We start from the raw sequence: 26,541 nt of genomic DNA, 5'->3' as shown, positions 1-26,541 counted from the left end.
TATCCTGGCCAGCGCGATGTGCTCGATCCGTGTCTGCAAGCGGCGTTGTTTCCTGCCACACATCGCGCTCTGTGCCGGAGCCAGCGTGAAATGAAAAAGCGGCACGCCTTTGAAGCGTGCCGCTTTGTTTGGGGATGCCCGCAGCGTTCGGCGCCGCGGTTTATTTCACCCGCATGCCCGGCTTGGCGCCGCTATCCGGCTCCAGCACGTAGAGGCCCGGTTCGGCCTTCTCGTCAGTTGCCGATGCCGCTAGCACCATCCCTTCCGACAAACCGAACTTCATCTTGCGCGGCGCGAGGTTCGCGACCATCACCGTCAGCTTGCCGACCAGTTGCTCCGGCTGATACGCCGACTTGATGCCCGAGAACACATTGCGCGTCTTCTCTTCGCCGACGTCGAGCGTGAGTTGCAGCAGCTTGTCCGAACCCTCCACCGCCTTGCAGTCGACGATCTTCGCGATGCGCAGATCGATCTTTGCGAAGTCGTCGATCGAGATGATGCCAGGCGTCTCATCCTTCTCGGCCGCAGCCCCTTTCGCTGCCTTCGACCTGGTCTTCGCATCCACCGGCGCCGCCGCTTCCGGCGTGGCTTGCAGCGACTCGCGATTCGCCGCGAGGAGCGCCTCGATCTGCTTCGAATCGACGCGCGTCATCAGGTGCTTGTACGCGTTGATCGGGCGCGTGGAGCTCAACGGCACGTTCGCGTCGGCCCACACCAGCGGCTCGATGCCGAGGAAGGCTTCGACCGCTTCGGCCAGCTTCGGCAGCACCGGCTTGAGCGCCAGCGACAGCAGACGGAACGCCTCGATGCTCACGCTGCAGGTCTCATGCAACGCGACCGCGTTTGCCGGGTCCTTGGCCTGATCCCATGGCTTGGCGGTGTCGACGTACGCATTGACCGCGTCGGCCAGTTCCATGGTCTGACGCAGCGCGCGGTTGTACTCGCGCGCTTCGTAGTTCGCGGCGATTTGCGGCACGGCGGCGCGCAACGTGGCGAGCAGCGGATGCTGCATCGCGCTGTCCTGCACGCGGCCGTCGAAACGCTTGATCAGGAAGCCGGCGGCACGGCTCGCAATGTTCACGTATTTGCCGACCAGATCGCTGTTCACGCGTGCCTGAAAATCGTCGAGGTTCAGGTCGAGATCTTCCATTGTGCTGTTCAGCTTGGCGGCGAAGTAATAGCGCAGCCATTCCGGATTCAGGCCCGTGTCGATCACGCTTTGCGCGGTGATGAACGTGCCGCGCGACTTCGACATCTTCGCACCGTCCACCGTCAGGAAACCGTGCGCGAACACGTTGGTCGGCGTGCGGTGGCCTGAGAATTCGAGCATGGCCGGCCAGAACAGCGTGTGGAAATACAGAATGTCTTTGCCGATGAAGTGGTACTGCTCGGCGGTCGAGCCTTTACGAATCCACGCGTCGAAATCGAGGCCGCGCTTTTCGGCGAGGTTCTTGAAGCTCGCGTAATAGCCGACCGGCGCGTCCAGCCATACGTAGAAATATTTGCCCGGCGCGCCCGGAATTTCGAAGCCGAAGTACGGGGCGTCGCGCGAAATGTCCCAGTCGGCAAGCTTGGCTTCGCCGGCGTCGCCGAGCCATTCGCGCATCTTGTTGGTGGCTTCCGGCTGCGCCAGGCCGCTGACCCACTCGCGCAGGAAATTCTCGCAGCGCGGATCGGACAGGCGAAAGAAGTAGTGCGTCGAGGTCTTACGAATCGGCGTGGCGCCAGAGACGACCGAATACGGATTGACCAGCTCGGTGGGCTGGTAAGTTGAACCGCATACTTCGCAGCTGTCGCCGTATTGATCCTTCGCGCCGCACTTCGGGCATTCGCCCTTGATGAAGCGGTCCGGCAGGAACATTTCCTTGACGGGGTCGTATGCCTGTTCGATGTCGCGCGCGTCGATCAGGCCCGCGTCTTTGAGCGCCAGGTAGACCGATTCGCTCAACACGCGATTCTCTTCGGAATCGGTCGAATAGTAATTGTCGAACGAAATCCCGAAGCTGTCGAAATCGCGCTTGTGTTCTTGCCAGACGCGATCGATCAACTGCTTCGGTGTCAGACCTTCTTTCTCCGCGCGCAGCATGACCGGCGTGCCGTGCGTGTCGTCGGCGCCCACGTAGTAGACCTCGTGCCCGTGCATTCGCAACGTCCGGACCCAGATATCGGTCTGGATATATTCGACCAGATGGCCAATATGGATTTGCCCATTCGCGTACGGAAGGGCCGACGTGACGAGAACCTGGCGACGGCCCGACGGCGCGCTTGCGGAGAGATCGGTTGCGGGTGCTGACATAAGGATGGTGGGAACCTGCGGTGGGACGAAACGTTGATTCTAGCAGGGCAGGCGCCCGCGGCGGGCTGGGCCGCCTGGTCGCTGCCGGGGGACGATGGCTACCGGCTGGAGGGTGCGGGAGCGGGAGCGTTTGAAAACGGCGTGAAAACCGGGCGCCCAAAAAAAACCGGGGCTGTTAACCCCGGAGCAACAACGACAAGAGGAGAATGGTGACGCGGCGGCTTCGCCAGCCACGTACCGTAAAGACAGACAGCGGATTTTCGGCAGAGTTCGAAATTTTTTTCGCTCTCGTGCGAGATTTTTTCGGTCTGCTTGTTACGGCTTGCCGGACGCTGGTGGAAACAGCGTCAAGCGCTTCGCGCCCGGTTGTTTCTTCCTCTTTCAGCCCGCGCTGTTATTGCGTGGTGTGCTGAGCCGTGGCGCGCAGATAGATTTCCACGCGACGATTTGCGGCACGGCCGGCTTCGGTGTTGTTGTCAGCGACCGGTTGGTTCTGGCCCATGCCTTGTGCCGACAGGCGTTGCGGCGCAACGCCGCGTTGTCCCAGATAGCCCGTCACGCTTTCCGCGCGGTTGACCGACAGCGTCTGGTTGTAAGCCGGCTGACCCGTGCTATCCGTATAGCCGATCACCTGGGCGATCAGTTCCGGATTCTGCTGCATAGTTTGCGTGAGCTGATCCAGCACTGGCGCGAACGACGGCTTGATCGCGTAGCTGTTGGTGTCGAACGTGACCGAACTCGGGATGTTCAGCTTGAGCGAGCCGTCCGGCTGCTCGGTGATCTGCGTGCCGGTGCCCTTGGTCGCACCCGACAGCTTGTTGTGGATGGCTTGCCAGTTGTAGCCGGTGATGCCGCCCACCGCTGCGCCGGCGCCCGCCCCGATCGCCGCGCCCTTGCCGCCGCCGAAGATCGCGCCGATCGCCGCGCCGGTGGCGGCGCCCACGCCGGTGCCGACAGCCGTGTCAGTACCCTGTTGGGTTGCGCAGCCGGCCAGCAACGAACCGGCAACGGCGAAAACAGCCAGGCGAGTCATGATTTTTGCATTCATTTTTTGATTCCTCTCTTGAGTCAAACGAGTAAACGGTGGAAGCGATGAAACTATCCGCCAAACGTGGCGGCCGTAAAGCGTGTTACTCGACGTTAGGAGAATCCTGCGTCTTCTCAGGTCCCGGTCCGACAGTGAAGAAGGGTCTTCCGGCAGGGCTTGGCGCCAGCCACTACAATGATGACTGACGTACCCAGCGATGCGACCCCTTGGTGCGCTGCCTGCCCGAAGGGTGCACGGCACACCTGGCTTTAGCAATGCTGCCTAACAATTTTTTTCAAATTCCGGCGCGTGGCCGAGACCTTGGATTCCGCCGCGCCGCAGGTGTTCCTCACGGAGTGTCAATGAGTATTGATCGGGCTTTGGTCGACGCTGCCCTTGCAGCCGTCACTGACCCCAACACGGGCAAGCCGTACGCGGCTGCCAGGAACATCAAGAACGTGGCCGTGGAGGGTGACACGGTTAGCCTCGAAGTGGTACTCGGCTATCCGGCCAAGCGGCAGTTCGACGCGATCCGCGCGCAGTTCGCCGACGTGCTGAAAGCCGTCCCCGGCGTGGTGGACGCACGTGTCGAGGTGTCCCAGCAGATCGCCGCACACACGGTGCAGCGCGGCGTCAAACTATTGCCGAATGTTAAAAATATCGTCGCCGTGGCGTCGGGCAAGGGCGGCGTCGGCAAGAGCACGACCGCCGTGAATCTCGCACTGGCACTGGCGAGCGAAGGTGCGTCGGTCGGCATCCTCGATGCGGATATTTACGGCCCCTCGCTGCCGATGATGCTCGGCATTGTCGGCCGTCCCGAATCACCCGACGAAAAGTCGATGAACCCGATGACCGGCCACGGCTTGCAGGCCAACTCGATTGGCTTTCTGATCGAGCAGGACAACCCGATGGTGTGGCGTGGCCCGATGGCTACCTCGGCGCTCGAACAGCTGCTGCGGCAGACCAACTGGCAAGATCTCGACTATCTGATCGTCGACATGCCGCCGGGCACCGGCGACATCCAGCTGACCCTGTCGCAGCGCGTGCCGGTGACCGGCGCCGTGATCGTCACGACGCCGCAGGACATCGCGCTGCTCGACGCGAAGAAGGGCCTCAAGATGTTCGAGAAGGTCGGCATTCCGATCCTCGGCATCGTCGAGAACATGGGGATGCATATCTGCTCGAATTGCGGCCACGAAGAGCATATCTTCGGCGCGGGCGGCGGCGAGCGGATGGGCAAGGAATACGGTGTCGACGTGCTCGGCAGCCTGCCGCTCGATATCGCGATCCGGGAGCAGGCCGACTCGGGCACACCCACCGTCGTGGCGGATCCGCAGGGCCGTATCGCTGAGATCTACCGGTCGATCGCGCGCAAGGTTGCGATCCATATCGCCGAGCGGGCTCGCGACATGACCTCGAAGTTTCCCAGCATCGTCGTGCAGAACACCTGAGTAGCCATTCGGATGAGGGGGCAAAGCGGGGCCAGTGCGTCAATTTGCGCCGGGTCTCGCGGTATCATGTCGACTTCACAGGTTCGGCTCGGCGGCCGCAGGGGCGGCCACCAGGCCGGCAAGAGGATCGCATGGGAAAACGAATCGACGGGCAGGCGGTGCATGCGTTCATCGTCCTGGCTGCCAGCAGCGTGCTGTTATGCGGCTGTAGCGCGTTCCTGAGGCCACAGGAAAAGCGTGCCGACGCGCAGTTGCTGCCCACCGTGGGCAATCAGGCGCACGGCCTCGTAACGTTCATCGAGCGTTCGGACGGCGTGCAGGTCACCTATAACATCGCGGGCATGCCGCCCAATAGCGACCATGCCTTGCAAGTGCATGAGCGCGGCGATTGCAATGCCGCAGACGGCTCCAGCGCGGGCCAGGTGTTTTCGCCGGCCGCCGAGCGTCTGAAAGCCGGCGCCCGCGTCGAAGGCGACCTCGGCAACATCCACGCGGACGCGAACGGCGTGGCGACCGGCTTCATCGTTGCGCCGGACGTGTCGCTCGACGGTATCCGTTCGGTGTTGCAACGCGCGGTTCTGTTACATCACGACGCGACCGATCCTTATGCGTATCCGCCGCATGGTGCGGGCCCCGCGCTCGCATGCGGTTTGATTCGCCAATGAGGGCAGCGCAGGCGGCGCTCAGGCCATCTCCGCAGCAGCAGTCTCACGATCGCGTAAAATAAGCGCTTTTCGCTGACGGGCCCGGTACTTGCCGGGTTGTTACCCGTCACACATCTGTCACTCAAGTCGAGCAGCGTTCACCTATGACTATCAAATCCGACAAGTGGATCCGGCGCATGGCCGAGTCGCACAACATGATCGAGCCGTTTTCGCCCGATCAGGTCCGCGTCTCCGAAGACGGCCGGAAGATTGTCAGCTACGGCACGTCGAGCTACGGCTACGACATCCGCTGCGCCGACGAATTCAAGATCTTCACGAACATCAACTCGACCATCGTCGATCCGAAGAACTTTGACGAGAAGTCGTTTGTCGACTTCAAGGGCGATGTCTGCATCATCCCGCCGAATTCGTTCGCGCTGGCCCGCACGGTTGAGTATTTCCGTATTCCGCGCAGCGTCCTGACCGTGTGTCTGGGCAAGTCCACCTATGCGCGCTGCGGCATCATCGTCAACGTGACGCCGTTCGAGCCGGAATGGGAAGGGCACGTCACGCTCGAATTCTCGAACACGACGCCTTTGCCTGCGAAAATCTACGCGAACGAAGGCGTCGCCCAGGTGCTGTTTTTCGAAAGCGACGAGATTTGTGAAACGTCGTACGCGGATCGCGGCGGCAAATATCAAGGTCAGCACGGCGTCACGTTGCCTAAGACGTGACGTCGGCAGCGCACTGACCCACCAGCTATTCGGGTGACCGCTGCTCCTGCAAGGCGCAGCGGTCGTTCTTTTTGGAGAATCGCCCATGAAGTTTCGTTTTCCCGTCGTCATCATCGACGAAGATTTTCGCTCCGAGAATATCTCGGGTTCCGGCATCCGGGCTTTGGCCGAAGCTATCGAGAAAGAAGGCGCGGAAGTGCTCGGGTTGACGAGCTACGGCGATCTGACTTCGTTCGCACAGCAATCGAGCCGCGCGTCGTGCTTCATCCTGTCGATCGACGACGACGAACTGCTGCCGTACACCGATAACGTCGTAGTGGAAGGCGAAACGCCGGAGCTGGCCGCGGCGATCGTCGCATTGCGCGCGTTCGTGACTGAAGTGCGCCGCCGCAATGCCGATATTCCGATCTTCCTGTACGGCGAAACGCGCACCTCGCGCCATCTGCCGAACGACATCCTGCGCGAACTGCACGGCTTCATCCACATGTTCGAGGACACGCCGGAGTTTGTCGCGCGCCACATCATCCGCGAGACCAAGGTGTATCTTGATTCACTCGCGCCGCCGTTCTTCAAGGAGCTGGTGCAGTACGCGGACGAAGGCTCCTACTCGTGGCATTGCCCGGGGCACTCGGGCGGCGTGGCGTTCCTGAAGAGCCCGCTTGGCCAGATGTTCCATCAGTTCTTCGGCGAGAACATGTTGCGGGCGGACGTGTGTAATGCCGTCGACGAACTCGGTCAGCTGCTCGACCATACCGGTCCGATTGCGGCCTCCGAGCGCAACGCGGCGCGCATCTTCAGCGCCGACCACGTGTTCTTCGTGACGAACGGCACGTCGACCTCGAACAAGATCGTCTGGCACGGCACGGTGGCGCCGGGCGACATCGTGCTGGTGGACCGCAACTGCCACAAGTCGATCCTGCACGCGATCACGATGACCGGCGCGATTCCGGTGTTCCTCACGCCCACGCGTAACAATTTCGGCATCATCGGTCCGATTCCGCGCAGCGAATTCGAACCGGAAAACATCAAGAAGAAGATCCTCGCGAATCCGTTTGCTCGCGAAGCGTTGGCCAGGAATCCGGAGCTGAAGCCGCGGATTCTGACGATCACGCAGAGCACTTATGACGGCGTGATCTACAACGTCGAGATGATCAAGGAAATGCTCGGCGACTGGCTCGACACGCTGCACTTCGACGAAGCGTGGCTGCCGCACGCCGAGTTCCACGAGTTCTATCAGGACATGCACGCGATCGGCGCGGGCCGTCCGCGCATCGGCGCGATGGTGTTTGCCACGCACTCCACGCACAAGCTGCTGGCCGGTATTTCGCAGGCTTCGCAGATCGTCGTGCAGGACTCGAAGAACAGCCGCTTCGATAAGCATCGCTTCAACGAAGCGTATCTGATGCATACGTCGACGAGCCCGCAGTACGCGATCATTGCCTCATGCGACGTAGCTGCGGCAATGATGGAAGCGCCGGGCGGCACCGCGCTGGTCGAAGAGTCGATCGCGGAAGCTTTGGATTTCCGCCGCGCGATGACCAAGGTCGACGCCGAATACGGCGACGACTGGTTCTTCAAGGTGTGGGGTCCGGACCAGTTCGCGGAAGAAGGCATCGGTTCGCGCGAAGACTGGATGCTGCGCCCGAACGACGCGTGGCACGGGTTCGGCCCGCTCGCCGAAGGCTTCAACATGCTCGACCCGATCAAGGCGACCATCGTCACGCCGGGTCTGGATATGGACGGCGGCTTTGGCGAGTCCGGCATTCCGGCTGCGATCGTCACGAAGTATCTGGCCGAGCACGGCATCATCGTCGAGAAGACCGGGCTGTATTCGTTCTTCATCATGTTCACGATCGGCATCACCAAGGGCCGCTGGAATTCGATGGTCACCGAACTCCAGCAGTTCAAGGACGACTACGACAACAACCAGCCGCTGTGGCGTGTGCTGCCCGAATTCGTTTCGCACCATCCGATGTACGAGCGCGTCGGCCTGCGCGATCTGTGCGAGCAGATCCACAGCGTCTACCGCGCGAACGACATTGCGCGCCTGACGACCGAGATGTACCTGTCGAGCATGGAGCCCGCGATGAAGCCGTCGGATGCATTCGCCAAGCTCGCCCACCGCGAGATCGACCGGGTACCGATCGACGAGCTCGAAGGCCGCGTCACGTCGATTCTGTTGACGCCGTATCCGCCGGGCATTCCGCTCCTGATTCCGGGCGAGCGCTTCAACAAGACTATCGTCAACTATCTGCGGTTCGCGCGCGAGTTCAACGAACGCTTCCCGGGCTTCCACACGGATATCCATGGGCTGGTCGGCGAAACCATTAACGGGCGTATCGAATATTTCGTCGATTGCGTGCGCGCCTGACGATGAGGATGTTGAAGTCTCTGTTGGGTGCTGACGGCCGGCGGCGCGCATTTGGCGCACTGGCCTTGGCGTCGGCGATGCTCGGCTTCGCGCCGCTAGTGGCGCATGCCGAAGTCGCCGCCGCCGATCCGATCGACGCGTCGATGCGCACCTGTCTTGCGCGCAGCGATATGTCGTCGACGGCGGGGCAGGTGCAGTGCATGGACAACGCGCGGATCGGCTGGAAGGCCGCGTTGGACAGCGCGTGGCAGCAGCTTCAGACGAAATTGCCGCTGGCGCAACGCAAGCCGTGGGAAAAGAGCCAGGCGAGCTGGCAGGCCTCGCGCGATGTCGAGAAGCAGTTGCTGGCGGCCGTGTTCGAGACGACGCGTGGCACGATGTATGTGCTGGCCGAAGCCGATATGCAATTGCAGCCGGTGCGTGATCGCGCACTGGCGCTGCGCAGCGCCGCGGCCAGGATCAGCGCCGGCGGGGACCCGCCGCGGCGTTCGCGCGCCTGTAACGCGGACGCGCATTGCGAACACGCGATGTTCGATCTGAACCGCTATTACCGTCGCTTGCAAGCGAAGATGCCGGCGCGTTCGCGCCCGACGCTCGCGCGCGCCCAGAAGGCCTGGACCGCGTATCTCGACGCCAGCACGCCGTTGATCGATGAGCGTAGCCGCATCGATATCATCGGTGCGCGGGTGGCGACGCTCAAGCGCTTGTCGGAGACGGTCGGCAACGACTGAGGGTTGTCCGCCCGTCCACCACGAATGAGCGTGGGCGTTTAACGGTACGCGTGGCGCACAGCCTGCGTGGCCGTATCCATTCTTCCCTGACCACGCGGCCGCGCCTGCGCCGCGACGTCATCAATTGAGTATGTAGCCTTCATTCTCTTTGGGCTTGGGCATTTCCAAAGCCGGCTCGCCGAGGAGGTCGCGCATGGCGTCTTCGATAAAGAGCGACATCGTATTGAGCGCGAGGTCGTTGTCGTCGGTGCCGAAGGGCTCTTCGATCTGTGAGGCGATTGCCTCGTGCGCCATGAAGGTGTACGCCACGAACACGGCGAAAACCGGCGTGAAGACGCCGATGCTGTCGACCAGCCCGAACGGCAGGGACGCACAGAAGAAATACACCGTGCGGTGAATCATCACCGAGTAGGCGAAGGGCAGCGGCGTCGATACGATGCGTTCGCAACCGCCGATTACGTCCGATAGACCGTTCAGGTTCCGATCGAAAGCGAGCACGGCCATCGGATCGATCGCGCCTGTTTGAGCGTGACGCTGCACCCATTCGCCGAGAACCAGCAGAAGCGTCGCCGGTTTGTAGCGCGACGCCATGACGCGGTCGAAAAGCGCCTTGGGCAGGCGCGCCGCGAGGTCCGCATGCGGATCGCTCTTGCGAAGCTGGTGGCGCAGCGCGTGGGGAAGGGCGCCGAGCGCGGTGACGAACGCCTTGATGTCGTCCTTCGGCAGTTGTTTATTTTGCAGCGTGAGCGCCTGGCGGGTGAGCGAGCGCGATTCGTTCAGCAATTGGCCCCATAGTTTGCGGGCTTCCCACCAACGGTCGTAGCTGGCGTTGTTGCGGAAGCCGAGGAAGACCGCTAGCGCTATGCCTATCAACGAGAACGGGGCGGTGCTGTTGAGGTTGAGCGAGACCGGCAGCAGGTGGTCGTGTGCGGCCACGGCGACGAGCGCGATGCAGAAAATCAGGGATAGCCGCGGCAGCAGTTGCGGGAGGACGGAGCCTCGCCAGGCTAGCAGCATGCGGAACCAATGGAGATGTGGGCGGATGATCATTGGGGTTGGTTCGGGCTTTTTTGCCTTCGGCGGGTGGGGTCTATTATCGCTTTTTTGGGTGGTGGCCTGATTGCCTGCGGCGTGGGCGTTTGGTTGTTTGCCTACGGCGTTGGGTTTTGGTTGGTCTGGTTGCCTGTGCGGCGCTTAGTGTCTGTTTGCCTGCGGTGTTGGCCTTTCCGTGAATTGATATTGGTCTATTAGTGTTGCCCCTGTGCGGGGCGGCACTTACTTTCTTTGCCGCCGCAAAGAAAGATAAGCAAAGAAAGCGGCTCACACCGCAAATTCTTAAGCGGGTCCCCCGCACAGCCACGGTAGTGGTGCATCTGGAATCTGTGCCCTCGCACATTCAGCCCTGGTGACCAGGCAGTCATGCTTCCCGCCTCGCACTGCGTGCTCGCCGGAAGGGTTCATCATCCAAACCAGTGGCTTCGTTGGGCGTGGTGGGGCCGTCGGCTTCGCCTCGGCGAGATGGCGCTACATAGGACCACGGGTCTTGTTTGCGGGCCGCGCGCACTATCGGCTTAGCCTCGCCAAGGTGCCCAGGATCCAACGGTTTTTATGAAGTGCCCTTCGCCGACGTACCAACACATCACGGATGTTGAAAGTGCTCTGCGGCAATGCATCCAAACACCCCGTTGGTTTTACGACGTGCTCTGCGGCGATGTGTCCAAATGACCCATTGGCTTTATGAAGCGCCCTGTGGCGATGTGTCCAAACATCCCATTGGTTTTATGAAGTACCTTCGGCGCGCGCAGCGCCGCCGGAAGTATGACGGCTGTGTCACTCGCGTTGAATGTGTGAGGTAGCCTGACTTTTTAAGACACTCCTTTTTGATAAACTTTATCAATGGGAGCACAGATGACGAAACCAAGAACATACACGCCAGAGCTTCGTGAAGAAGCTGTAAAGCTTGTGCTTGCACAGGGCCTGACGCTGGATGAAGCGGCGAAGCGAATTGCCATTCCGATGGGGACTTTGGCCACGTGGGTCAAAGCAGCCAAGCGTGGCAATGGCGCCGTGACGGCGCCAGGCAGTCGTACGGTTGCCGAATTAGAAGCCGAGGTAGCCAGACTACGTAGGGAACTGGCGGAGACCAAGATGGAGCGAGATATCGTAAAAAAAGCGGCAGCGTATTTTGCGCAGGAGTCGCTGCCAAATACGCGGTCATGAATACGATGCGACTCGATTATCCAATTGCTGTCCTGTGCCGTGCCTTTAAGGTTTCGCGCAGCGGCTTCTATGTCTGGTCTAAAGGTAAGCTGTCTCCACGTGCGCAGGTTGATGAACGCCTGAAAGTCGCCATCAAGGCTGTGCACAAGCAGAGCCGCGAGACCTATGGCACGCGACGCGTGAAGCCTGAGCTTGAGGCACAAGGCTTTATAGCCGGCCGCGACCGCATCGCTCGCCTGCGCCGAGAGCTCAATCTGCGGTGTAAGCAGAAGCGCAAATTCAAAGCCACGACGAATTCGAATCACAACTTGCCTGTCGCCGACAATCTGCTGAACCAGACGTTCGCGCCAACGCGGCCAAACGAAGCCTGGGTGACAGACATCACCTATTGTGCCACCGACGAGGGATGGCTCTACGTCGCCGGTATTAAGGACGTCTTCACCTGTGAGTTGGTTGGATACGCCATGGGTGAGCGCATGACACAAGGACTCACGGCGCAAGCTCTGTGGCGTGCTGTGCGCAACAAACGCCCCGAGAAAGGCTTGATTCATCATTCGGACCGTGGGAGTCAATACTGTGCTCATGACTATCGGAAGCTGGTTGAACAATTCGGCATGCAGGCCTCAATGTCGCGTAAGGGCAATTGCTTTGACAATGCTCCGATGGAAAGCTTCTGGGGCAGTCTAAAAAACGAACTGATACATCACCATCGCTACGCCACGCGTGCCGACGCGAAGGCGGCAATTCAGGAGTACATCGAAAGCTTTTATAACCGCCAACGGCGCCACTCACGCCTAGGCAATGTTCCGCCAGCGTTGTTTGCCGAAGCGTTCAGCAAACAACAACAGGCGGCTTAAGAAAAGAGTGTCTGCTGTTGACAGTACACCTCAGTGCGAGAACACGGATTCCAGATGCACCACTACCGTAGCTGCGCGGGGGACCCGCTTATGGGCTGGCGGTGTGAGCCGCTTTCTTTGCTTATCTTTCTTTGCGGCGGCAAAGAAAGTAAGTGCCGCCCCGCACAGGGGCAACACTAATAGACCAATATCAATTCAAGGAAAGGCCAAAGACCCAGATCAAGGAAAGGCCAAAGCCCCAGATCAAGGAAAAAGCCAAAGCCCCACCTCAAGGAAAAACCCAAAAACCCACATCAAGAAAAGGCCACCACCGCTGGCACCCAGAAAAAACACCCCGCCGCGAAGGCCCAACCCCCCCTTAATCCCGTGCCGAAGAAGCCGCCCCATGACTCAACCAGTCAAGCACCGCAGTAGCATCATCATCAGCCCCCTGCCGCGCCTTAGCGACCGTCTCAGCCACATCCGCGCTAGGCACAGCGCGCCGAATCGCCACACCAACGGCAAGAATATCAATCATGACCAGATGCAAAATCCGCGAAATCATCGACAACTGCGACTCGCGAATTTCAATGTGATCGGTCTCCAAAGCCACCGTAGCGCGCTTAGCCAAAGGCGTATTGCTCGACGTAATAGCAATCACCTTAGCCCCCGCCTGCATCGCGACATCCAGCACCCGCAGTAACTCAGGCGCGCGCCCCGACTTGGACACAGCAACGATCACATCACCCTTGCCAAGCAACGCGGCGGAAGCCGCCTGCATATACAGATCGCCGTAGGCAATAGTCGGAATACCAAACCGGAAAAACTTGTAATGCGCATCCTGCGCGACAATGTTCGAATTGCCGAGCCCATAAAACTCGATCCGCCGCGCGCCGTTCAACAGATCGATCGCCCGCTCGACCTGGTCGAAATTCAAATGCTCGCGCAACTGCAAAATCGCCGACACGGTGTTGTCCAGCACCTTCGCGCCGAAGTCCGTCGCGGTATCGCCCAGATGCACCTGGCTATGACTCACCGGAATCGTGCCGGTCAAACCCGTCGCCAGCTTCAACTTGAAATCCGACAAGCCCTGGCAGCCGAGCGAACGGCAAAAGCGGATCACCGTCGGCTGACTCACGTCGGCCTTGCGCGCGATATCCACAATCGGATCGTTGATGATCGAGCGCGGATGATTCAACGCGAGATCGGCCACGCGGCGCTCGGCCGGCGTCAGCGCATCGCGCATCTGGCGAATCCGCTCGAACACGGCCGATGAACTGCCGCCCGCGCGGTTCGACAACTGCTCGGCGAGAATCGCGGAAACCCCCAGAAACGCCGGGTATTCCGCGGTAATCACGTAGGTCGGCACGGTCTGTAAATATGCTTCGAAGCGGCCCTTCGCCTCGAACCGTTTGCGAAACGACGAACGCGCGAAGAATTCACCAAGCCGCGGCACGACGCCGCCGCCAATATAGATGCCGCCCAATGCGCCGAGCGTCACCGCGATATTGCCGGCGAAGGTGCCGAGAATCCCGCAGAACACATCAACGGATTCGGCCGCGAGCGGCTCGCCTTCCATGGCGCGCTTGACGATCTCGACGGTGTCGACGTTCGCCGCCACCCGCTTCTTGTCGCGGCCCGCCAGCGCGCGGTAAATCACTTCGATGCCAGGACCCGCGGCCACGCGTTCGAACGAGACGTGCGACCACTTCTTGCGCGCGTATTGCAACACGATATCTTCGCGTTCATCAGACGGCGCGAACGTGGCGTGGCCGCCTTCGCTGCCGAGCGCGATCCAGCGGTCGTCGGCCGGGATCAAGCCGGACACGCCCATGCCGGTGCCCGGGCCGAGCAGGCCGATCACGCTGTTCGGACGACGCGCGCCGCCGCCCACCTGCACGCGCTGGGCATCGGTCAGGCCAGGCAGCGCCATGGCCAGCGCGGTAAAGTCGTTCACAACGAGCAGCGTGTCGAAGCCGAGCGCGCGGCGCGTGGCTTCGATCGAAAAGCTCCAGTCGTGATTGGTCATGCTCACCTGATCGCCGTCGACCGGATTGGCAATCGCAATCGCCGCATGATTCACGCGGCCGATCTTGGTGTCCTTCAGGTACTTCTTGATGACTTCAGCAACGCCCGGATAGTCGGCGCACGGATAGACCTGCACCGAGGCGATCTCGCCCGGGCTGTATTCGAGCGCGAAGCGCGCATTGGTGCCGCCGATGTCGGCGAGCAGCCTCGGTCCGTCGGCGTGCTGGCCCGCGCCCGGAACAGCCTTACTTTGCACACCAGTAGACATCGAGTCTTACTCCCTTGTCGTTTGCCAACTGCGAGATGGCATTTTTTTGTAGCGAAGCGGCGGCGGCATTCAGCACGTCCATCTTTCGCGGTCCCGCGATCAGCAAATACAGCTGCTTCACTTCTTTCAATGCGGACAGCGACCAGCTCACGCGCGCATGCGGCGCGCTGCCGGGATGCACGGCCACGAAGCGCTCAGTCGTGGTGATCGCGTGGTCCCATTCGGGCGCATCCGCGAAAATCGACGCGGTGTGGCCGTCTTCGCCCATGCCGAGAATCGCGACGTCCGGCACCACGCTGAAGCGCGGATCCGCATTCAGCGCGGCAACGTGCGCGTTCAGGTCTTGCGTGGTGTCCACCAGCGGCCAGAAAGCGGCGTGCTTCGCGGCATTCTGCAACAGCGTGTCGTGCACGAGTTGCGAATTGCTCGCACCGTCCGTTTCCGGCACCCAGCGGTCGTCGACCAGCGTCACGGCAATGCGCGCCCAGTCGAAGGATTGCGTGGACAAGGTCTGCAGGAACGGCCGCGGACTGGTGCCGCCGGACACTGCAAGCATCGCCGGGCGCGCGCCGGTATTTGGCGTGCCCGCTGCGGACGTGCCGGTCGCGGACGTGCCGGTAGCGGACGCAGCCGCCTGTGCGGCGAGCGACGCATGTAACGCGTCGCCAACCGCTTTCGCCAACGCGTCGGATTGGGCGCGTTGATCGTCGAAAGCGTGAAGCTCGATCACTTCTCCTCCGTACTGCTTTCTTGTTCGATCTGCGGAAAGTGCCGTACTGCTCTCACGCGATGCCTGCAAGCGGGATGACTCGCAGGCGCCTTCGTGATACCGGCGCCATTCCTTTCAGCTCGTCGGTGGGTCTTATAGGCGCCGCGCCGTGCTTCGATCGGGATCGTGATCGGGCACGGCACGACGCCGTGGTTCAGTCAATTCAATTCTCTTCTTCAAGCCAGCAGGTGTCATGCTGCGCCAGCATCGCGCTCGCCGCGGCGGGTCCCCACGTGCCCGCTGCATACGGTTTGGGCGGCTTGTTCGAGGCCGCCCATTCGTTGAGGATCGGCTCGACCCAACGCCATGCCGCTTCCTGCTCATCGCGCCGCACAAACAGCGCGAGGCGGCCGTTGATGACGTCGAGCAACAGACGCTGATACGCCTCCATCTGCCCTTCGCGGAAGAACCGGTCGAACGCGAGGTCGAGGTGGACGCTGGCAAGGTTCATCCCTTCGCCCGGCTGCTTCGCGAGACAGTAAAGGCGAATGGTTTCGTTCGGCTGCAAGCGGATCACGAGACGGTTCGCACCGCCGCGCAGCGCGGATGCGCCGAGTGCCGAATGTGGCACCGCACGAAAATTCACCACGATCTCAGCCACGCGATCCGCGAGGCGCTTGCCGGTGCGCAGGAAGAACGGCACGCCCGCCCAGCGCCAATTTTCGATTTCCACCTTCACGGCGACGAAGGTTTCGGTCGTGCTGTCCGGCTTCACGCCAGGCTCGGTTGCATACGCCGGCACCGCGTTGCCGCGGATCACGCCGGCATGATACTGGCCGCGCACCGCGATCTTGCTGATGTCACGTGGATCGATCGGCTTCAAGGCGCGCAGCACACGCAGCTTTTCGTCACGTACCGAGTCGGAATCCATCGAATGCGGCGGCTCCATCGCGACGATGGAAAGCAGTTGCAGCAAATGGTTCTGCACCATATCGCGCAACGCGCCGGTGTTGTCGTAGAAGTCGCCGCGCGCTTCCACACCGAGTTCTTCCGCAATCGTGATCTGAATGCTTTCCACCCATTCACGGCGCCACAACGGTTCGAACAGCACATTGCCGAAACGCAGCGCAAGCAGGTTCTGCACGGGTTCCTTACCGAGGTAGTGGTCGATCCGGTAGATCTGTTCTTCAGCGAAAATTTCGCCGACTGCATCATTAATTGCGTTGGACGACTTGAGGTCGTAGCCGAGCGGCTTTTCCAGCACGATGCGCGAATTTTCGTTGAGGCCCACCGAAGCCAGCGCGCGGCAAATCGGCACGAACAGCGAGGGACCCGTGGCCAGATAGAACACCCGGATGCCCGGCCGGCCGCTCAAGGCGTCGCGCAGCAACGTGAAGTCTTCGGGGTTGCCGAGATCGATCTTCACGAACTCGATACGTGCGAGGAAGCTCGCCCACGCTGTTTCATCCACACCGTTCTTCGACACGTGCGGCTTGACGTGCTCATTGACCCAGTCAAGGTAGGCAGCCCGATCGGCCACATGCCGCGCCACCGCGACGATCTTGCCACTCTCAGCCAGCATGCCGCCTGCACGGTGCGCTTCATACAGTGCCGGCAGGATCTTGCGCATCGACAGATCGCCGGTGCCGCCGAAGAGCACGAAGGTGAAACTTGAATCGGTTTGCATGAGTCTCCGTCGATATCCTGAGGGCCGCCGTAGGGACCGAAAAAGGGCGACCGTAGTCCGATAAAATATTTTTTGACACTGAATTGTAGTTTAACTACAATCCAAATCAAGAGGTAGCGCTAATTCGATGAAAAAAGCGTGCGCTGTGGGGCAAGATGCACGTTTTCCCGAATCGGCAGGCGTCCCCTGCATGTTAACGGACATTGCGTGCGAGCACGTGCCAGCATGCCATCGGCGGACCTTACGGAAAGCTGGAGGGCGGAGCGGGTGTCAGGGTTAACGTGCGAGGCACCTCGAGTCTGCCGCGCGCGACGCGGGCAGGCAAAAATCAAAAGAGGAGACAGTCAGTTGCATCCCGAACCACTCATCTCTTGAGCTTCCAGCGGCCGGACATCGGTCCGCCGGCACATGCCTCGACGCATGCGCCCGACCGTGCTCGATCGCCCAGTGTTTTGCCTGTTTGAACCAACCACAGCACCCTGGCGACATCAGGGGCCATTTGTTTTTTGTTCAGGTGTCTGGAGGAGATAAGCAATGAAATTTCGCGCGATCATGGGCGCTTTGTGCGCCGCGGGTCTGATGTGTGGCGTCTCGGCTGTGCAAGCTGCCGAGTCGGTCGAAGTGTTGCACTGGTGGACTTCGGGCGGTGAATCGAAAGCCGTCGGCGTCCTCAAGGACGACATGACGAAGCAGGGTTACACGTGGAAGGACTTCGCGGTTGCTGGCGGTGCAGGTGCGGCTGCCATGACGGCACTCAAGACGCAGGTGATCTCGGGCAACGCGCCGAGCGCTGCGCAGATCAAGGGTCCGCTGATCCAGGACTGGGCTTCGCAAGGCGTGCTGGTGCCGATCGACTCGGTGGCTGGCGACTGGAAAAAGAACCTGCCGCCGGAAATCGACAAGATCATGCACGCAGACGGTCATTACGTGGCGGCACCGTTCTCGGTGCACCGCGTGAACTGGCTGTACATCAACAAGGCAGCGCTGGACAAGGCAGGCGGCAAGGCGCCGACCACGTGGCCTGAGTTCTTCGCCGTGGCCGACAAGATGAAGGCCGCCGGCATCCAGCCGATCGCGATGGGTGGTCAGCCGTGGCAAGACCTGACGCTGTGGGAAGACGTCGTGCTGTCGCAAGGCGCGGGCTTCTACAAGAAGGCGCTGGTTGATCTCGACGAGAAGACGCTGACGTCGGACCAGATGGTCGGCGTGTTCGACACGGTCCGCAAGATCCAGGGTTACTTCGACGCGGGCCGCACGGGCCGTGACTGGAACCTGGCAACGGCCATGGTCATCAACGGCAAGGCCGGCATGCAGTTCATGGGCGACTGGGCGAAGGGCGAGTTCGCCAACGCCGGCAAGAAGTCGGGCTCGGACTACATCTGCGCTGCGGTTCCGGGCACGGAAAAGTCGTACACGTTCAACGTCGACTCGTTCGTGTTCTTCCAGCAGAAGGGCCAGAAGACTGCGACGCCGGGTCAATTGGCGCTCGCCAAGACGATCATGACGCCGGACTTCCAGGAACAGTTCAGCCTGAACAAGGGTTCGATCCCGGTTCGTCTGGGCGTGTCGATGGCCAAGTTCGACGACTGCGCGAAGAAGTCGTACGCAGATGAACAGGTGGCGATCAAGTCGGGCGGCTACGTGCCTTCGCTGGCACACGGCATGGCGCAACCGGATGCAGCAGCCGGTGCGATCTCGGACGTGGTCACGAAGTTCATGAACTCGCAGCAGGATTCGAAGAGCGCAGTCGCAGCGCTCGCGAAGGCAGCGAAGACGAAGTAAGTGATGTAAGCGAAGTGGCGCGCCTGGTTGTTCCCTCGTGGGCGCCGGGTGCGCGCTTCTGGTTTGCTTGCAGCAGGTGCGTTACTTAGGGTGAGCGTTCGGCCCTGGTTTCATCGAGTCACACCTATGCCGTTCCGGCCTCGCGGTTTCCATGCGTGAGCGCCCCGGCGGTACAGTTTCAGTAGGAGTCGAGTAGTGACTGCTTCTATCAGCGGAAACGGGAAAACCACGGCCTCCGTGACCCGCCGCACGTCGCCGATGGCGGCCCTTGCCGATCGTTGGATTCCGAAGCTGGTGCTCGCACCCAGCGTCGTGATCAGCCTTGTCTTTGTGTACGGCTTCATAGCCATTACCGGCTTTCTGTCGCTGTCCAATTCGCGACTGATGCCACGTTATGAATTTGTCGGTCTCGATCGTTATCGCGAGCTGTTCGATAACGATGTGTTCTGGACCTCGGCTGCCAATCTTGGCTGGTTCGGCATCCCGTTCATCGGTATCTGTATTGGCCTCGGTCTGTTCCTCGCGATTCTGCTCGATCAGCAGATCCGCAATGAAGGCGCGCTGCGCGCCGTGTTCCTGTACCCGATGGCGCTCTCGTTCATCGTGACGGGTACCGCGTGGCAGTGGATCATGACGCCGAGCGTCGGTCTCGAGAAAGTGTTCCACGACTGGGGCTGGACGAGCTTCTCGTTCAGCTGGCTCGGCGACCCCGACAAGGCGATTTTCTGCGTCGTGATCGCGGCAGTGTGGCAATCCACCGGCTTCGTGATGGCGCTGTTTCTCGCGGGCCTGCGCGGTGTCGACGGTGAAATCTTCAAGGCCGCGCAGATGGACGGCGCAGGCTTGCCCACCATTTATCGCAAGATCGTGATTCCGAGCATGCGCCCGGTGTTCTTCTCCGTGTTGCTGATTCTTTGCCACATCACGATCAAGACCTTCGACCTGGTCGTCGCGTTGACGGCGGGCGGTCCGGGTACGTCTTCGTCACTGCCGGCTATTTTCATGTACACGTTTTCGTTCAATCGCGGGCAGCTGGGCGTCGGCGCGGCATCGTCGATGATGATGCTCGCCACCGTCGTGGCCGTGCTCGTGCCGCTGATGTATCTGGAATCGAGGAGCACCCGCAATGCAGCCTAAGATGACGATCAGCCGTGCCGTCATTTATGCGGCCTTGATTCTGTTCGCCCTGTATTTCCTGTTTCCGCTGTACGTGATGCTGTCCACGTCGTTCAAGGACATCGATCAACTGCGCACCGGCAACCTGCTCACGCCGCCCACTCACTGGACCATCGATCCGTGGATCAAGGCATGGAGCGGCGCGTGTACGGGTGTGCGTTGCGACGGCATGCAGCCGTTCTTCATGAACTCGGTGCGCATGGTGATTCCGGCCGTGCTGATTTCGTCGATCATCGGCGCGTTCAACGGTTATGTGCTCACGCACTGGCGTTTTCGTGGCGCGGATCCGATCTTCACGATGATCCTGGTCGGCTGTTTCATTCCGTTCCAGGCGATCCTGCTGCCGATGGCGCGCTTCGAAGGCTTTCTCGGCCTGTCGAACACGACCACCGGTCTGGTGGTGGTGCACGTGATCTACGGTATCGCCTTCACCACGATGTTCTTCCGCAACTTCTACGTGAGCATTCCGGCTGAACTGGTGAAGGCCGCGCGGATCGACGGCGCCGGTTTCTTCACGATCTTCACGAAGATTCTGATGCCCGTTTCGCTGCCGATTTTCATGGTGTGCCTGATCTGGCAATTCACGCAGATCTGGAATGACTTCCTGTTCGGGATTGTGTTCTCAGGCGTCGATTCGATGCCGATCACGGTGGCGCTGAACAACCTCGTGAACACCTCGACCGGCGTGAAGGAATACAACGTGGACATGGCCGGCGCGATCATCGCCGCCCTGCCGACCTTGCTCGTCTACATCATCGCCGGACGCTATTTCGTGCGCGGTCTGACGGCGGGCGCAGTGAAGGGCTAAACCCGGGGGCTAAACCCGGACTAAACCATACGCATTGCGGCGGCGTTTCCTGCACGACATGCACCAGGTGCAAGAAACGCCGCCGTCATCCGACAGACGTTCCTGAGAAAACGCCGGGCCGCCCCAAGTTTTCTCGACCCCCCTCGGGGGGCCTGGCGCGAAGTGCCAGGTTTGGGGGCGCTTTCAAGCAGTACCAGAGACAAGAGGATTCACAGCATGGCAAGCCTTTCCATCCGTGACGTGTACAAGACCTACCCGAACGGGGTGCCGGTTCTGAAGGGTGTCAACATCGACATCGAAGACGGCCAGTTCCTGATTCTCGTCGGCGGCTCGGGCTGCGGGAAATCGACGCTGCTCAATATGATCGCCGGCCTCGAAACCGTGACCAAGGGCGAGATCCAGATCGACGGCAAGACGGTGAACAACCTCTCGCCGAAAGATCGCGACATCGCGATGGTGTTCCAGTCGTATGCGCTGTATCCGTCCATGACGGTGCGCGAGAACATCTCGTTCGGCCTGGGTATCCGCAAGGTGCCGAAGCAGGAGCAGGCGCAGATCGTCGACCGCGTGTCGAACACGCTGCAGATCACGCACCTGCTGGACCGCAAGCCGGGTCAGCTGTCCGGCGGTCAGCGTCAGCGCGTGGCCATGGGCCGTGCGCTCGCGCGCGATCCGGTGATGTTCCTGTTCGACGAACCGCTGTCGAACCTCGACGCGAAGCTGCGCATCGAAATGCGTTCGGAAATCAAGCTGCTGCATCAACGGCTCGGCACGACGATCGTCTACGTGACGCACGATCAGATCGAAGCGATGACGCTCGGCGACCGCATCGCGGTGATGAAAGACGGCATCGTCCAGCAGTTCGGCGCACCGCAAGACATCTACGACTCGCCAGCGAATCTGTTCGTGGCCGGCTTCATCGGCGCGCCGCCGATGAACTTCATCCAGGGCAAGCTGGTGGAGCAGGGTTCAGGCGTCGGCATCGAACTGGATACGGGTGTGGCGCGCGCTGTGCTGAACCTGCCGTTCGACTCCGCGAAGGTGAAGTCGCACGTGGGGCGTGAAGTGATTCTGGGCCTGCGCCCGGAGCGGATTACCGACGCGCGCGGCGCGCATGGCGACAATGCGAAGCTGCAGCCGATCGAAGTCAAGGTCGACGTGATCGAGCCGACCGGACCGGACACGCTGGTGTTCGCGCAGGTCAACGGCAAGCGCATTGTGAGCCGGGTGCACCCGGCGTCGAATCCGCAGCCGCTGACGAATACGACGCTGCTGTTCGATGCGTCGAAGGCGGTGTTGTTCGATCCGTCGAATGAAGAACGGATTGCCTGAGGCGGGTGATTCGCTGAGCGGTTCGGGATGAAGAAAGCCCCATGCGTTGTGAGACGCATGGGGCTTTTATCATTTGCTCAAGGCCGGTTTGTTTGCAACGGACCTGGCACCTGGCGCTCCTGCGGCAAGACGTCAAGCGTCTGCGATACGCAGATCCGGATTGTTCCGCGCCAGTTCGGTCACCCATTCGGTGAATGCACGTAGCCGTGAACTCAGATTGCGGCGATGGGCGTATAGGATCGACAGCGGCGTGCTCGGGCTCGTATAGGTCGTGAGGATTTCCTTGAGCGCGCCTTGTGCGATCAGATCGGCAACCATGAAGCGCGATGGCTGGATGATGCCGTGGCCGAGCACGGCCGCGCCGATGTAGACGCTGCCGTCATTCACCGCGAGCACGCTCTTCAGCGTGACCTTGACGATCTCGTCGTCCACCTCGTACTCGAACGGAAAGGTCTTGCCGCTGCGTGCGGAAACGTAGTTGACCGCGCGATGCTCGCCGAGCTCGTCGAGCGTGGTCGGCGTGCCGTGTTTCTCGAGATAGGCGGGCGACGCGCAGGTCACGATCCGCGCCTGGCCAATGTGCCGCGCGACAAGACTCGACTCCTCCGGCGTACCCATGCGGATCACGCAATCCACGCCGTCCTGGATCAGATCGATATTGCGATCCGCGAGGCCAAGCCGCACGTCGATCTCCGGGTATTGCCGGTAGAAATCGTCGAGCGCGGGAAGCAGCAGCGCACGGGCGAGCGTGCCTGATGTATCGACACGAATCGTGCCGCTCGGATGTTCGCGCTTGTTCGACAGCGACGATTCGGCATCGACGACTTCGGCGAGGATGCGCACGCAGCGCTCGTAGAACAGCGCGCCGTCTTCGGTGACGCTGACCTGCCGCGTCGAGCGGTTCAGAAGCCGCACACCGACGTGTTCTTCCAGAGCCTGAATGGTGCGGCTGACTTTGGCGCGGGGCAGGTCGAGCGATTCGGATACTTTGGTGAAGCTGTTCGCTTCGACCACACGCGTAAATATCTCCATCGCTTCGAAACGGTCCATGTTTTTGCCTTATGAATGATGGGCGGAAGTGGGTATCGAAACGAAGTGTATAGGTTGGAAATAATGTTGTGGCAAGGAGGGCCGCGGGGCACGCAGACGGGGCCACCTATCAGCTTGCTCGCGCATTGGTCCCATCTTGCCTTCTTGAGTCTCGCTGTGCCGGATTTTGCCGCGCCGATGCGCTCAATCCCGATCGGGCGCGCCAAGCGGGAACAGCGGGCGATACGGACGGGCCTCGTCGACCGCGCGTGCGAACGACGGCCGGGCCAGCAGCCGCTTGCGATAGGCGAGCACGTGGGGAAACGCCGGGCCGATGCGATGCGTCCAGTCGGCATAGAACAGGAATGGCGCGGCGCCGCAATCCGCGAGGCTGAACATATCGCCGGCCGCCCATTCGCGCTCGGCCATTACCTTGTCGAGCCAGCCGTAGGCGGTGTCGAGCATGGCGCGGGCTTCGGCCACGGCGCGCGGATCACGCTCCGGCTCGGCCCGCAGACTGTCGTACACGATCTTTTGCTGCGGCGTGGAGATGTAGTTGTCGAAGAAGCGGTCCATGCTGCGCACTTCCAGCGCGGCGCGGGCATCGGCCGGCAGGAGCGACACGGGGCCCGGATGATACAAGCCGAGATACTCGACGATGATGCTCGCCTCCGTGACGGTGCGGCTACCGTCGACCAGCACGGGAAAGCGCTTGATCGGCCAGAGCGCGGCGAACTCCGCCATCATTGCCGGATCGTCGTGCGACAAAACGCGGAATTCAAATGGGGTGCTGCATTCGTACAATGCAATAAGAACCTTCTGTGAGTACGACGAGAAAGGGTGGGCATAGAGTTTCAGTACCATTGTGGTCACCTTTGGTTCAGAGAGAGCGGGCTGCAGCGCAGCGCCGGCACGAGCCCGGCTTATAGACGACGAATGAGGCTGGTGAGAATCGACATCTCATAAACGCGCCCTTTTCTGTCGGTACGTAAATCAAATATCAGGATAACCCGCGGCGCAGCTAGTGCGTCAGTGCCAGAAGACCTGTCGTCAAACGGATGGGACTGTGGTTGTTTGTCACGCGCGAATACCCTGAAAAGTGTCAAATCTTTATTGCGTGATTGACCGTTCATTCGCTACGCGAGCGAATGTAGTATCTCCCGGTCATGCTAGAGCGTGTTAGGAACTTTGAAGTACTGGCACTGCGTGAACGAGCATGAGCATTGCGAAGACCACGAAATGAAGCCCGGCAAGGGTTTCGGGTAACCGTTCATAATCACGTGCGAGACGGCGGAAACGGTTGAGCCAGCCAAAGCTGCGCTCGACCACCCACCGTCGTGGCAGCAGTACAAAGCCCTTTTTCGCTTCCTCCAGTTTGATCACCTGCAGTTCAATGCCTTCATCGAGTGCGGCCTGCGCAGGCTCTTTGCCCGTGTATCCCTGATCGGCAAATGCCACCTTGACCGTGTGTCCCGTTACCTGCTGGACCTGACGCGCAAGCTCTGCTACCTGCGCGCGCTCCTGTTCATTGGCCGGTGTCACATGTACCGCCAGCAACTGTCCCAGGGTGTCCACTGCAATGTGGACCTTGCTACCGCGCTTGCGTTTATAACCGTCATAGCCCGCACGCGGGCCGCTCTCGCAGGTCGACTGTATCGTGCGGCCATCCAGAATAACGGCGCTGGGCTGTCCTTGCCGTCCCTGTGCCACGCGTATTACCGAGCGCAGATCGCTGACCATGTGCTCAAAACAGCCTGCCTGTAACCAGCGTTGGGTTTGCTGATACACCAGTTCCCAAGGTGGGAAATCATTGGGCAGCATCCTCCAGGGCGCGCCGGCACGAGCCATCCAGCGCAACGCATCAAACATGTCGCGCAGCTCGTATCTGCGCTGCGGCGCAGTAACGTCCATCAGCGTCAGATAGGGTGCCGCGAAGCTCCATTCTTCGTCGGACACATCGGTCGGATACCCTTTGCGGTCTGCTCTTTTCATCCCGCCAGGATACCAGGTCTCACACAAAGTGCCTAACACGCTCTAGCAGGCCGTTGAAATATCCGTCGTTGATGCGCTCAGATGCATTACGACGGATGCTGGGTTTGCACTTTTGAAACGCGGAACACGTTTGCGGGCATTCGGCGTTACTCGCGGGTTCACCATATCGGTGTTATCCATCGCTTCCTGCCCCTCAACCGGCAAGTGTGCGCATACGCGTCAGGTTGTAGCCGACCTGCGTCAGCACGAAGAGCTGGTCTACGCGTTCGAGTCCCCGATACATCGCTTGTCGAATTCGTCCGACTGTCTTGCCCCATCCGAACACCTGCTCAATGCGTTTACGTTTTTGCTGGCTGACCGCGTAACCCGGCCAGCGCGTAGTTCGCTCGTCAATTGCTGAACCTCCTGGACGCCCATCGTTTTGCGCCACATGCGGCGTCACACGGTTCGCTCGACAACTGGCCACGAAACCGGCGGTGTCGTAGTTCTTGTCCGCGCCGACCGTGATGCCGTGCGGCGCAACACTTGCGGCATCGGCAAGCATCAGCTCGGCCGCGTCGCGCTCGGCGGTGCCCGTCGCCAGCGTCACCTGTGCGTTGACCACCAGGCCATGCCGGTTGTCGGTCAGCACGTGGCCCATATAACAGAGCATCGCTCCGGTTCCTTTGCTCTTGCGAAACAGGCGCGCCTGCTCGTCCGTCGTGGATTGGTGCGTCTCGTTACTGCGCTTCTGTCCGTGCCAGTTGTCATTCGGCGCGGGCGGTTCGTCAGGAGGCGTGTCGTCTTTGTCCGGACTTGCCTTGGGCACAAAGCTCTTGTGCCCGGCCCATGCCTGAATCAACGTACCGTCGACGCTAAAGTGCTCCCCGGAAAGATATCCGCGCTCGCGCGCGGTCTCGACTGTCTCGTTGAAGAGCAACACCAGCACATCGTGTTCGAGCAACCGGTCGCGGTTCTTGCTGAACGTCGAGTGGTCCCACACGGTCCCGTCCATCGGCAGGCCGACGAACCAGCGGAACAACATGTTGTAGGAAATCTGTTCCACCAGCATGCGCTCGCTACGAATCGAATACAGCACCTGCAGCAAAAGAGCTCGCACCAGCTTCTCCGGCGCGATGCTCGGCCGACCTCCTTTCGCATCAGCCTCGTACATCCGCGCGAACACATCGTCCATGCGTTTAAGCGCGTCATTGAGCCAGGTGCGAATCGGACGCAACGGATGGTCCTTCGGTACAAAATCGTCCAGCTTCAACACCGTGAACATTGACTCGGTAAAACCATCTGGCCCACGCATCCGTTCCATCTCGCTCTCATTGATGACATCAGTTCAACGTTTACGCCTGCGTCCCGGATGACCGCTACATGAGGTATTTCACCGGCCTGCTAGGGGTTGTTCGTAAAGGACGGACCCCTTCTTCTG

The 26,541-nt window shown here is 60.8% G+C and carries 20 protein-coding genes; 10 read left to right on the top strand and 10 right to left on the bottom strand.

Going from position 1 to position 26,541, the window contains the following annotated elements:
* Window positions 1–160 precede the first annotated feature (160 nt).
* Together metG and P0D84_RS15600 are read right to left on the bottom strand one after the other, a co-directional pair.
* Complete coding sequence (gene metG, locus P0D84_RS15605; RefSeq protein WP_408337773.1) at window positions 161–2,296, bottom strand: methionine--tRNA ligase; 2,136 nt, start codon at window positions 2,294–2,296, stop codon at window positions 161–163.
* A gap of 394 nt (window positions 2,297–2,690) precedes the next feature.
* Window positions 2,691–3,344, bottom strand: a complete 654-nt coding sequence (locus tag P0D84_RS15600) for a YiaD family glycine zipper/OmpA-like lipoprotein (protein WP_408337771.1) — start codon at window positions 3,342–3,344, stop codon at window positions 2,691–2,693.
* 341 nt (window positions 3,345–3,685) lie between these two features.
* Here P0D84_RS15600 and apbC point away from each other — a divergent pair, with 341 nt between their 5' ends.
* The 5 genes from apbC (at window position 3,686) to P0D84_RS15575 (ending at window position 9,254) form a co-directional block, all read left to right on the top strand.
* Complete coding sequence (apbC, locus tag P0D84_RS15595) at window positions 3,686–4,774, top strand: iron-sulfur cluster carrier protein ApbC (protein WP_408337769.1); 1,089 nt, start codon at window positions 3,686–3,688, stop codon at window positions 4,772–4,774.
* A gap of 131 nt (window positions 4,775–4,905) precedes the next feature.
* Window positions 4,906–5,439 (top strand): superoxide dismutase family protein, encoded by a 534-nt coding sequence (locus P0D84_RS15590; RefSeq protein WP_408337767.1) that lies wholly within the window; start codon window positions 4,906–4,908, stop codon window positions 5,437–5,439.
* 143 nt (window positions 5,440–5,582) lie between these two features.
* On the top strand, window positions 5,583–6,152 hold the full coding sequence (dcd, locus tag P0D84_RS15585; RefSeq protein ID WP_408337765.1) for a dCTP deaminase: 570 nt from the start codon (window positions 5,583–5,585) through the stop codon (window positions 6,150–6,152).
* 85 nt (window positions 6,153–6,237) lie between these two features.
* Window positions 6,238–8,523 carry an Orn/Lys/Arg family decarboxylase gene (locus P0D84_RS15580; RefSeq protein WP_408337763.1) on the top strand — a complete coding sequence of 762 codons (2,286 nt, stop codon included), beginning with the start codon at window positions 6,238–6,240 and terminating at the stop codon, window positions 8,521–8,523.
* Window positions 8,524–8,525: 2 nt separating this feature from the next.
* Window positions 8,526–9,254 (top strand): lysozyme inhibitor LprI family protein, encoded by a 729-nt coding sequence (locus P0D84_RS15575; RefSeq protein WP_408337761.1) that lies wholly within the window; start codon window positions 8,526–8,528, stop codon window positions 9,252–9,254.
* Window positions 9,255–9,374: 120 nt separating this feature from the next.
* On the opposite strand, the gene P0D84_RS15570 is transcribed toward P0D84_RS15575, so the two are convergent.
* Window positions 9,375–10,304, bottom strand: coding sequence for a bestrophin family protein (locus tag P0D84_RS15570; protein WP_408337759.1), 930 nt, complete (start codon window positions 10,302–10,304; stop codon window positions 9,375–9,377).
* Between the two features lie 858 nt (window positions 10,305–11,162).
* On the opposite strand from P0D84_RS15570, the gene P0D84_RS15565 reads away from it, so the two are divergent.
* A protein-coding gene (locus P0D84_RS15565) for an IS3 family transposase (RefSeq protein ID WP_408335889.1) occupies window positions 11,163–12,331 on the top strand; the annotation gives its coding sequence in 2 pieces (ribosomal slippage) (window positions 11,163–11,427 and window positions 11,427–12,331; 1,170 coding nt in all).
* Between the two features lie 358 nt (window positions 12,332–12,689).
* Here the strand turns inward: P0D84_RS15565 and P0D84_RS15560 are convergent.
* From P0D84_RS15560 to zwf, 3 genes are all read right to left on the bottom strand, one after another.
* A complete protein-coding gene (locus P0D84_RS15560; protein ID WP_408337757.1) occupies window positions 12,690–14,606 on the bottom strand; it encodes a bifunctional transcriptional regulator/glucokinase in 1,917 nt (638 codons plus the stop codon).
* Entirely contained in the window at window positions 14,584–15,336 is a 753-nt protein-coding gene (pgl, locus tag P0D84_RS15555) for a 6-phosphogluconolactonase (RefSeq protein WP_408337755.1), read from the bottom strand. Before pgl ends, P0D84_RS15560 begins: the two co-directional genes overlap by 23 nt.
* A gap of 202 nt (window positions 15,337–15,538) precedes the next feature.
* Window positions 15,539–17,002, bottom strand: a complete 1,464-nt coding sequence (zwf, locus tag P0D84_RS15550) for a glucose-6-phosphate dehydrogenase (protein WP_408337753.1) — start codon at window positions 17,000–17,002, stop codon at window positions 15,539–15,541.
* A 534-nt stretch (window positions 17,003–17,536) separates the two neighbouring features.
* Here zwf and P0D84_RS15545 point away from each other — a divergent pair.
* The 4 genes from P0D84_RS15545 to P0D84_RS15530 all read left to right on the top strand — a co-directional run bounded on the left by P0D84_RS15545 (window position 17,537) and on the right by P0D84_RS15530 (window position 22,100).
* Complete coding sequence (locus P0D84_RS15545) at window positions 17,537–18,784, top strand: ABC transporter substrate-binding protein (protein ID WP_408337751.1); 1,248 nt, start codon at window positions 17,537–17,539, stop codon at window positions 18,782–18,784.
* A gap of 195 nt (window positions 18,785–18,979) precedes the next feature.
* The gene (locus P0D84_RS15540) at window positions 18,980–19,921 is read left to right on the top strand and encodes a carbohydrate ABC transporter permease (RefSeq protein ID WP_408337749.1); all 942 of its coding nucleotides are present in this window, start codon (window positions 18,980–18,982) and stop codon (window positions 19,919–19,921) included.
* Window positions 19,911–20,768: a carbohydrate ABC transporter permease gene (locus P0D84_RS15535; RefSeq protein ID WP_408337747.1), complete on the top strand. Its 858-nt coding sequence runs from the start codon at window positions 19,911–19,913 to the stop codon at window positions 20,766–20,768. The genes P0D84_RS15540 and P0D84_RS15535 overlap by 11 nt, the downstream gene beginning before the upstream one ends.
* 216 nt (window positions 20,769–20,984) lie before the next feature.
* A complete protein-coding gene (locus tag P0D84_RS15530) occupies window positions 20,985–22,100 on the top strand; it encodes an ABC transporter ATP-binding protein (protein WP_408337745.1) in 1,116 nt (371 codons plus the stop codon).
* Window positions 22,101–22,232: 132 nt separating this feature from the next.
* On the opposite strand, the gene P0D84_RS15525 is transcribed toward P0D84_RS15530, so the two are convergent.
* The 4 genes from P0D84_RS15525 to P0D84_RS15510 form a co-directional block, all read right to left on the bottom strand.
* Complete coding sequence (locus tag P0D84_RS15525; RefSeq protein ID WP_408337743.1) at window positions 22,233–23,150, bottom strand: LysR family transcriptional regulator; 918 nt, start codon at window positions 23,148–23,150, stop codon at window positions 22,233–22,235.
* 183 nt (window positions 23,151–23,333) lie between these two features.
* The gene (locus tag P0D84_RS15520; protein ID WP_408337741.1) at window positions 23,334–23,993 is read right to left on the bottom strand and encodes a glutathione S-transferase family protein; all 660 of its coding nucleotides are present in this window, start codon (window positions 23,991–23,993) and stop codon (window positions 23,334–23,336) included.
* A gap of 315 nt (window positions 23,994–24,308) precedes the next feature.
* Window positions 24,309–25,121: an IS5 family transposase gene (locus tag P0D84_RS15515; RefSeq protein ID WP_083084461.1), complete on the bottom strand. Its 813-nt coding sequence runs from the start codon at window positions 25,119–25,121 to the stop codon at window positions 24,309–24,311.
* Window positions 25,122–25,314: 193 nt separating this feature from the next.
* The gene (locus tag P0D84_RS15510) at window positions 25,315–26,415 is read right to left on the bottom strand and encodes an IS5 family transposase (protein ID WP_408339776.1); all 1,101 of its coding nucleotides are present in this window, start codon (window positions 26,413–26,415) and stop codon (window positions 25,315–25,317) included.
* Between the last annotated feature and the right edge of the window lie 126 nt (window positions 26,416–26,541).

The sequence above is a fragment of the Paraburkholderia sp. RL17-337-BIB-A genome (genome assembly GCF_046025895.1).
GTDB classification, from domain to species: Bacteria; Pseudomonadota; Gammaproteobacteria; order Burkholderiales; family Burkholderiaceae; genus Paraburkholderia; species Paraburkholderia fungorum_C.
The sequence above is the reverse complement of the archived record's forward strand: the minus strand, read 5'-3'. Positions and strand labels throughout refer to the sequence as shown.

Excerpts from the sequence above, each read along its gene's own strand:
- metG (WP_408337773.1), bottom strand. The coding sequence starts at position 2,296 with ATGTCAGCACCCGCAACCGATCTCTCCGCAAGCGCGCCGTCGGGCCGT.
- P0D84_RS15600 (WP_408337771.1), bottom strand. The coding sequence starts at position 3,344 with ATGAATGCAAAAATCATGACTCGCCTGGCTGTTTTCGCCGTTGCCGGT.
- apbC (WP_408337769.1), top strand. The coding sequence starts at position 3,686 with ATGAGTATTGATCGGGCTTTGGTCGACGCTGCCCTTGCAGCCGTCACT.
- P0D84_RS15590 (WP_408337767.1), top strand. The coding sequence starts at position 4,906 with ATGGGAAAACGAATCGACGGGCAGGCGGTGCATGCGTTCATCGTCCTG.
- dcd (WP_408337765.1), top strand. The coding sequence starts at position 5,583 with ATGACTATCAAATCCGACAAGTGGATCCGGCGCATGGCCGAGTCGCAC.
- P0D84_RS15580 (WP_408337763.1), top strand. The coding sequence starts at position 6,238 with ATGAAGTTTCGTTTTCCCGTCGTCATCATCGACGAAGATTTTCGCTCC.
- P0D84_RS15575 (WP_408337761.1), top strand. The coding sequence starts at position 8,526 with ATGAGGATGTTGAAGTCTCTGTTGGGTGCTGACGGCCGGCGGCGCGCA.
- P0D84_RS15570 (WP_408337759.1), bottom strand. The coding sequence starts at position 10,304 with ATGATCATCCGCCCACATCTCCATTGGTTCCGCATGCTGCTAGCCTGG.
- P0D84_RS15560 (WP_408337757.1), bottom strand. The coding sequence starts at position 14,606 with ATGTCTACTGGTGTGCAAAGTAAGGCTGTTCCGGGCGCGGGCCAGCAC.
- zwf (WP_408337753.1), bottom strand. The coding sequence starts at position 17,002 with ATGCAAACCGATTCAAGTTTCACCTTCGTGCTCTTCGGCGGCACCGGC.
- P0D84_RS15545 (WP_408337751.1), top strand. The coding sequence starts at position 17,537 with ATGAAATTTCGCGCGATCATGGGCGCTTTGTGCGCCGCGGGTCTGATG.
- P0D84_RS15535 (WP_408337747.1), top strand. The coding sequence starts at position 19,911 with ATGCAGCCTAAGATGACGATCAGCCGTGCCGTCATTTATGCGGCCTTG.
- P0D84_RS15530 (WP_408337745.1), top strand. The coding sequence starts at position 20,985 with ATGGCAAGCCTTTCCATCCGTGACGTGTACAAGACCTACCCGAACGGG.
- P0D84_RS15525 (WP_408337743.1), bottom strand. The coding sequence starts at position 23,150 with ATGGACCGTTTCGAAGCGATGGAGATATTTACGCGTGTGGTCGAAGCG.
- P0D84_RS15520 (WP_408337741.1), bottom strand. The coding sequence starts at position 23,993 with ATGGTACTGAAACTCTATGCCCACCCTTTCTCGTCGTACTCACAGAAG.
- P0D84_RS15515 (WP_083084461.1), bottom strand. The coding sequence starts at position 25,121 with ATGAAAAGAGCAGACCGCAAAGGGTATCCGACCGATGTGTCCGACGAA.
- P0D84_RS15510 (WP_408339776.1), bottom strand. The coding sequence starts at position 26,415 with ATGCGTGGGCCAGATGGTTTTACCGAGTCAATGTTCACGGTGTTGAAG.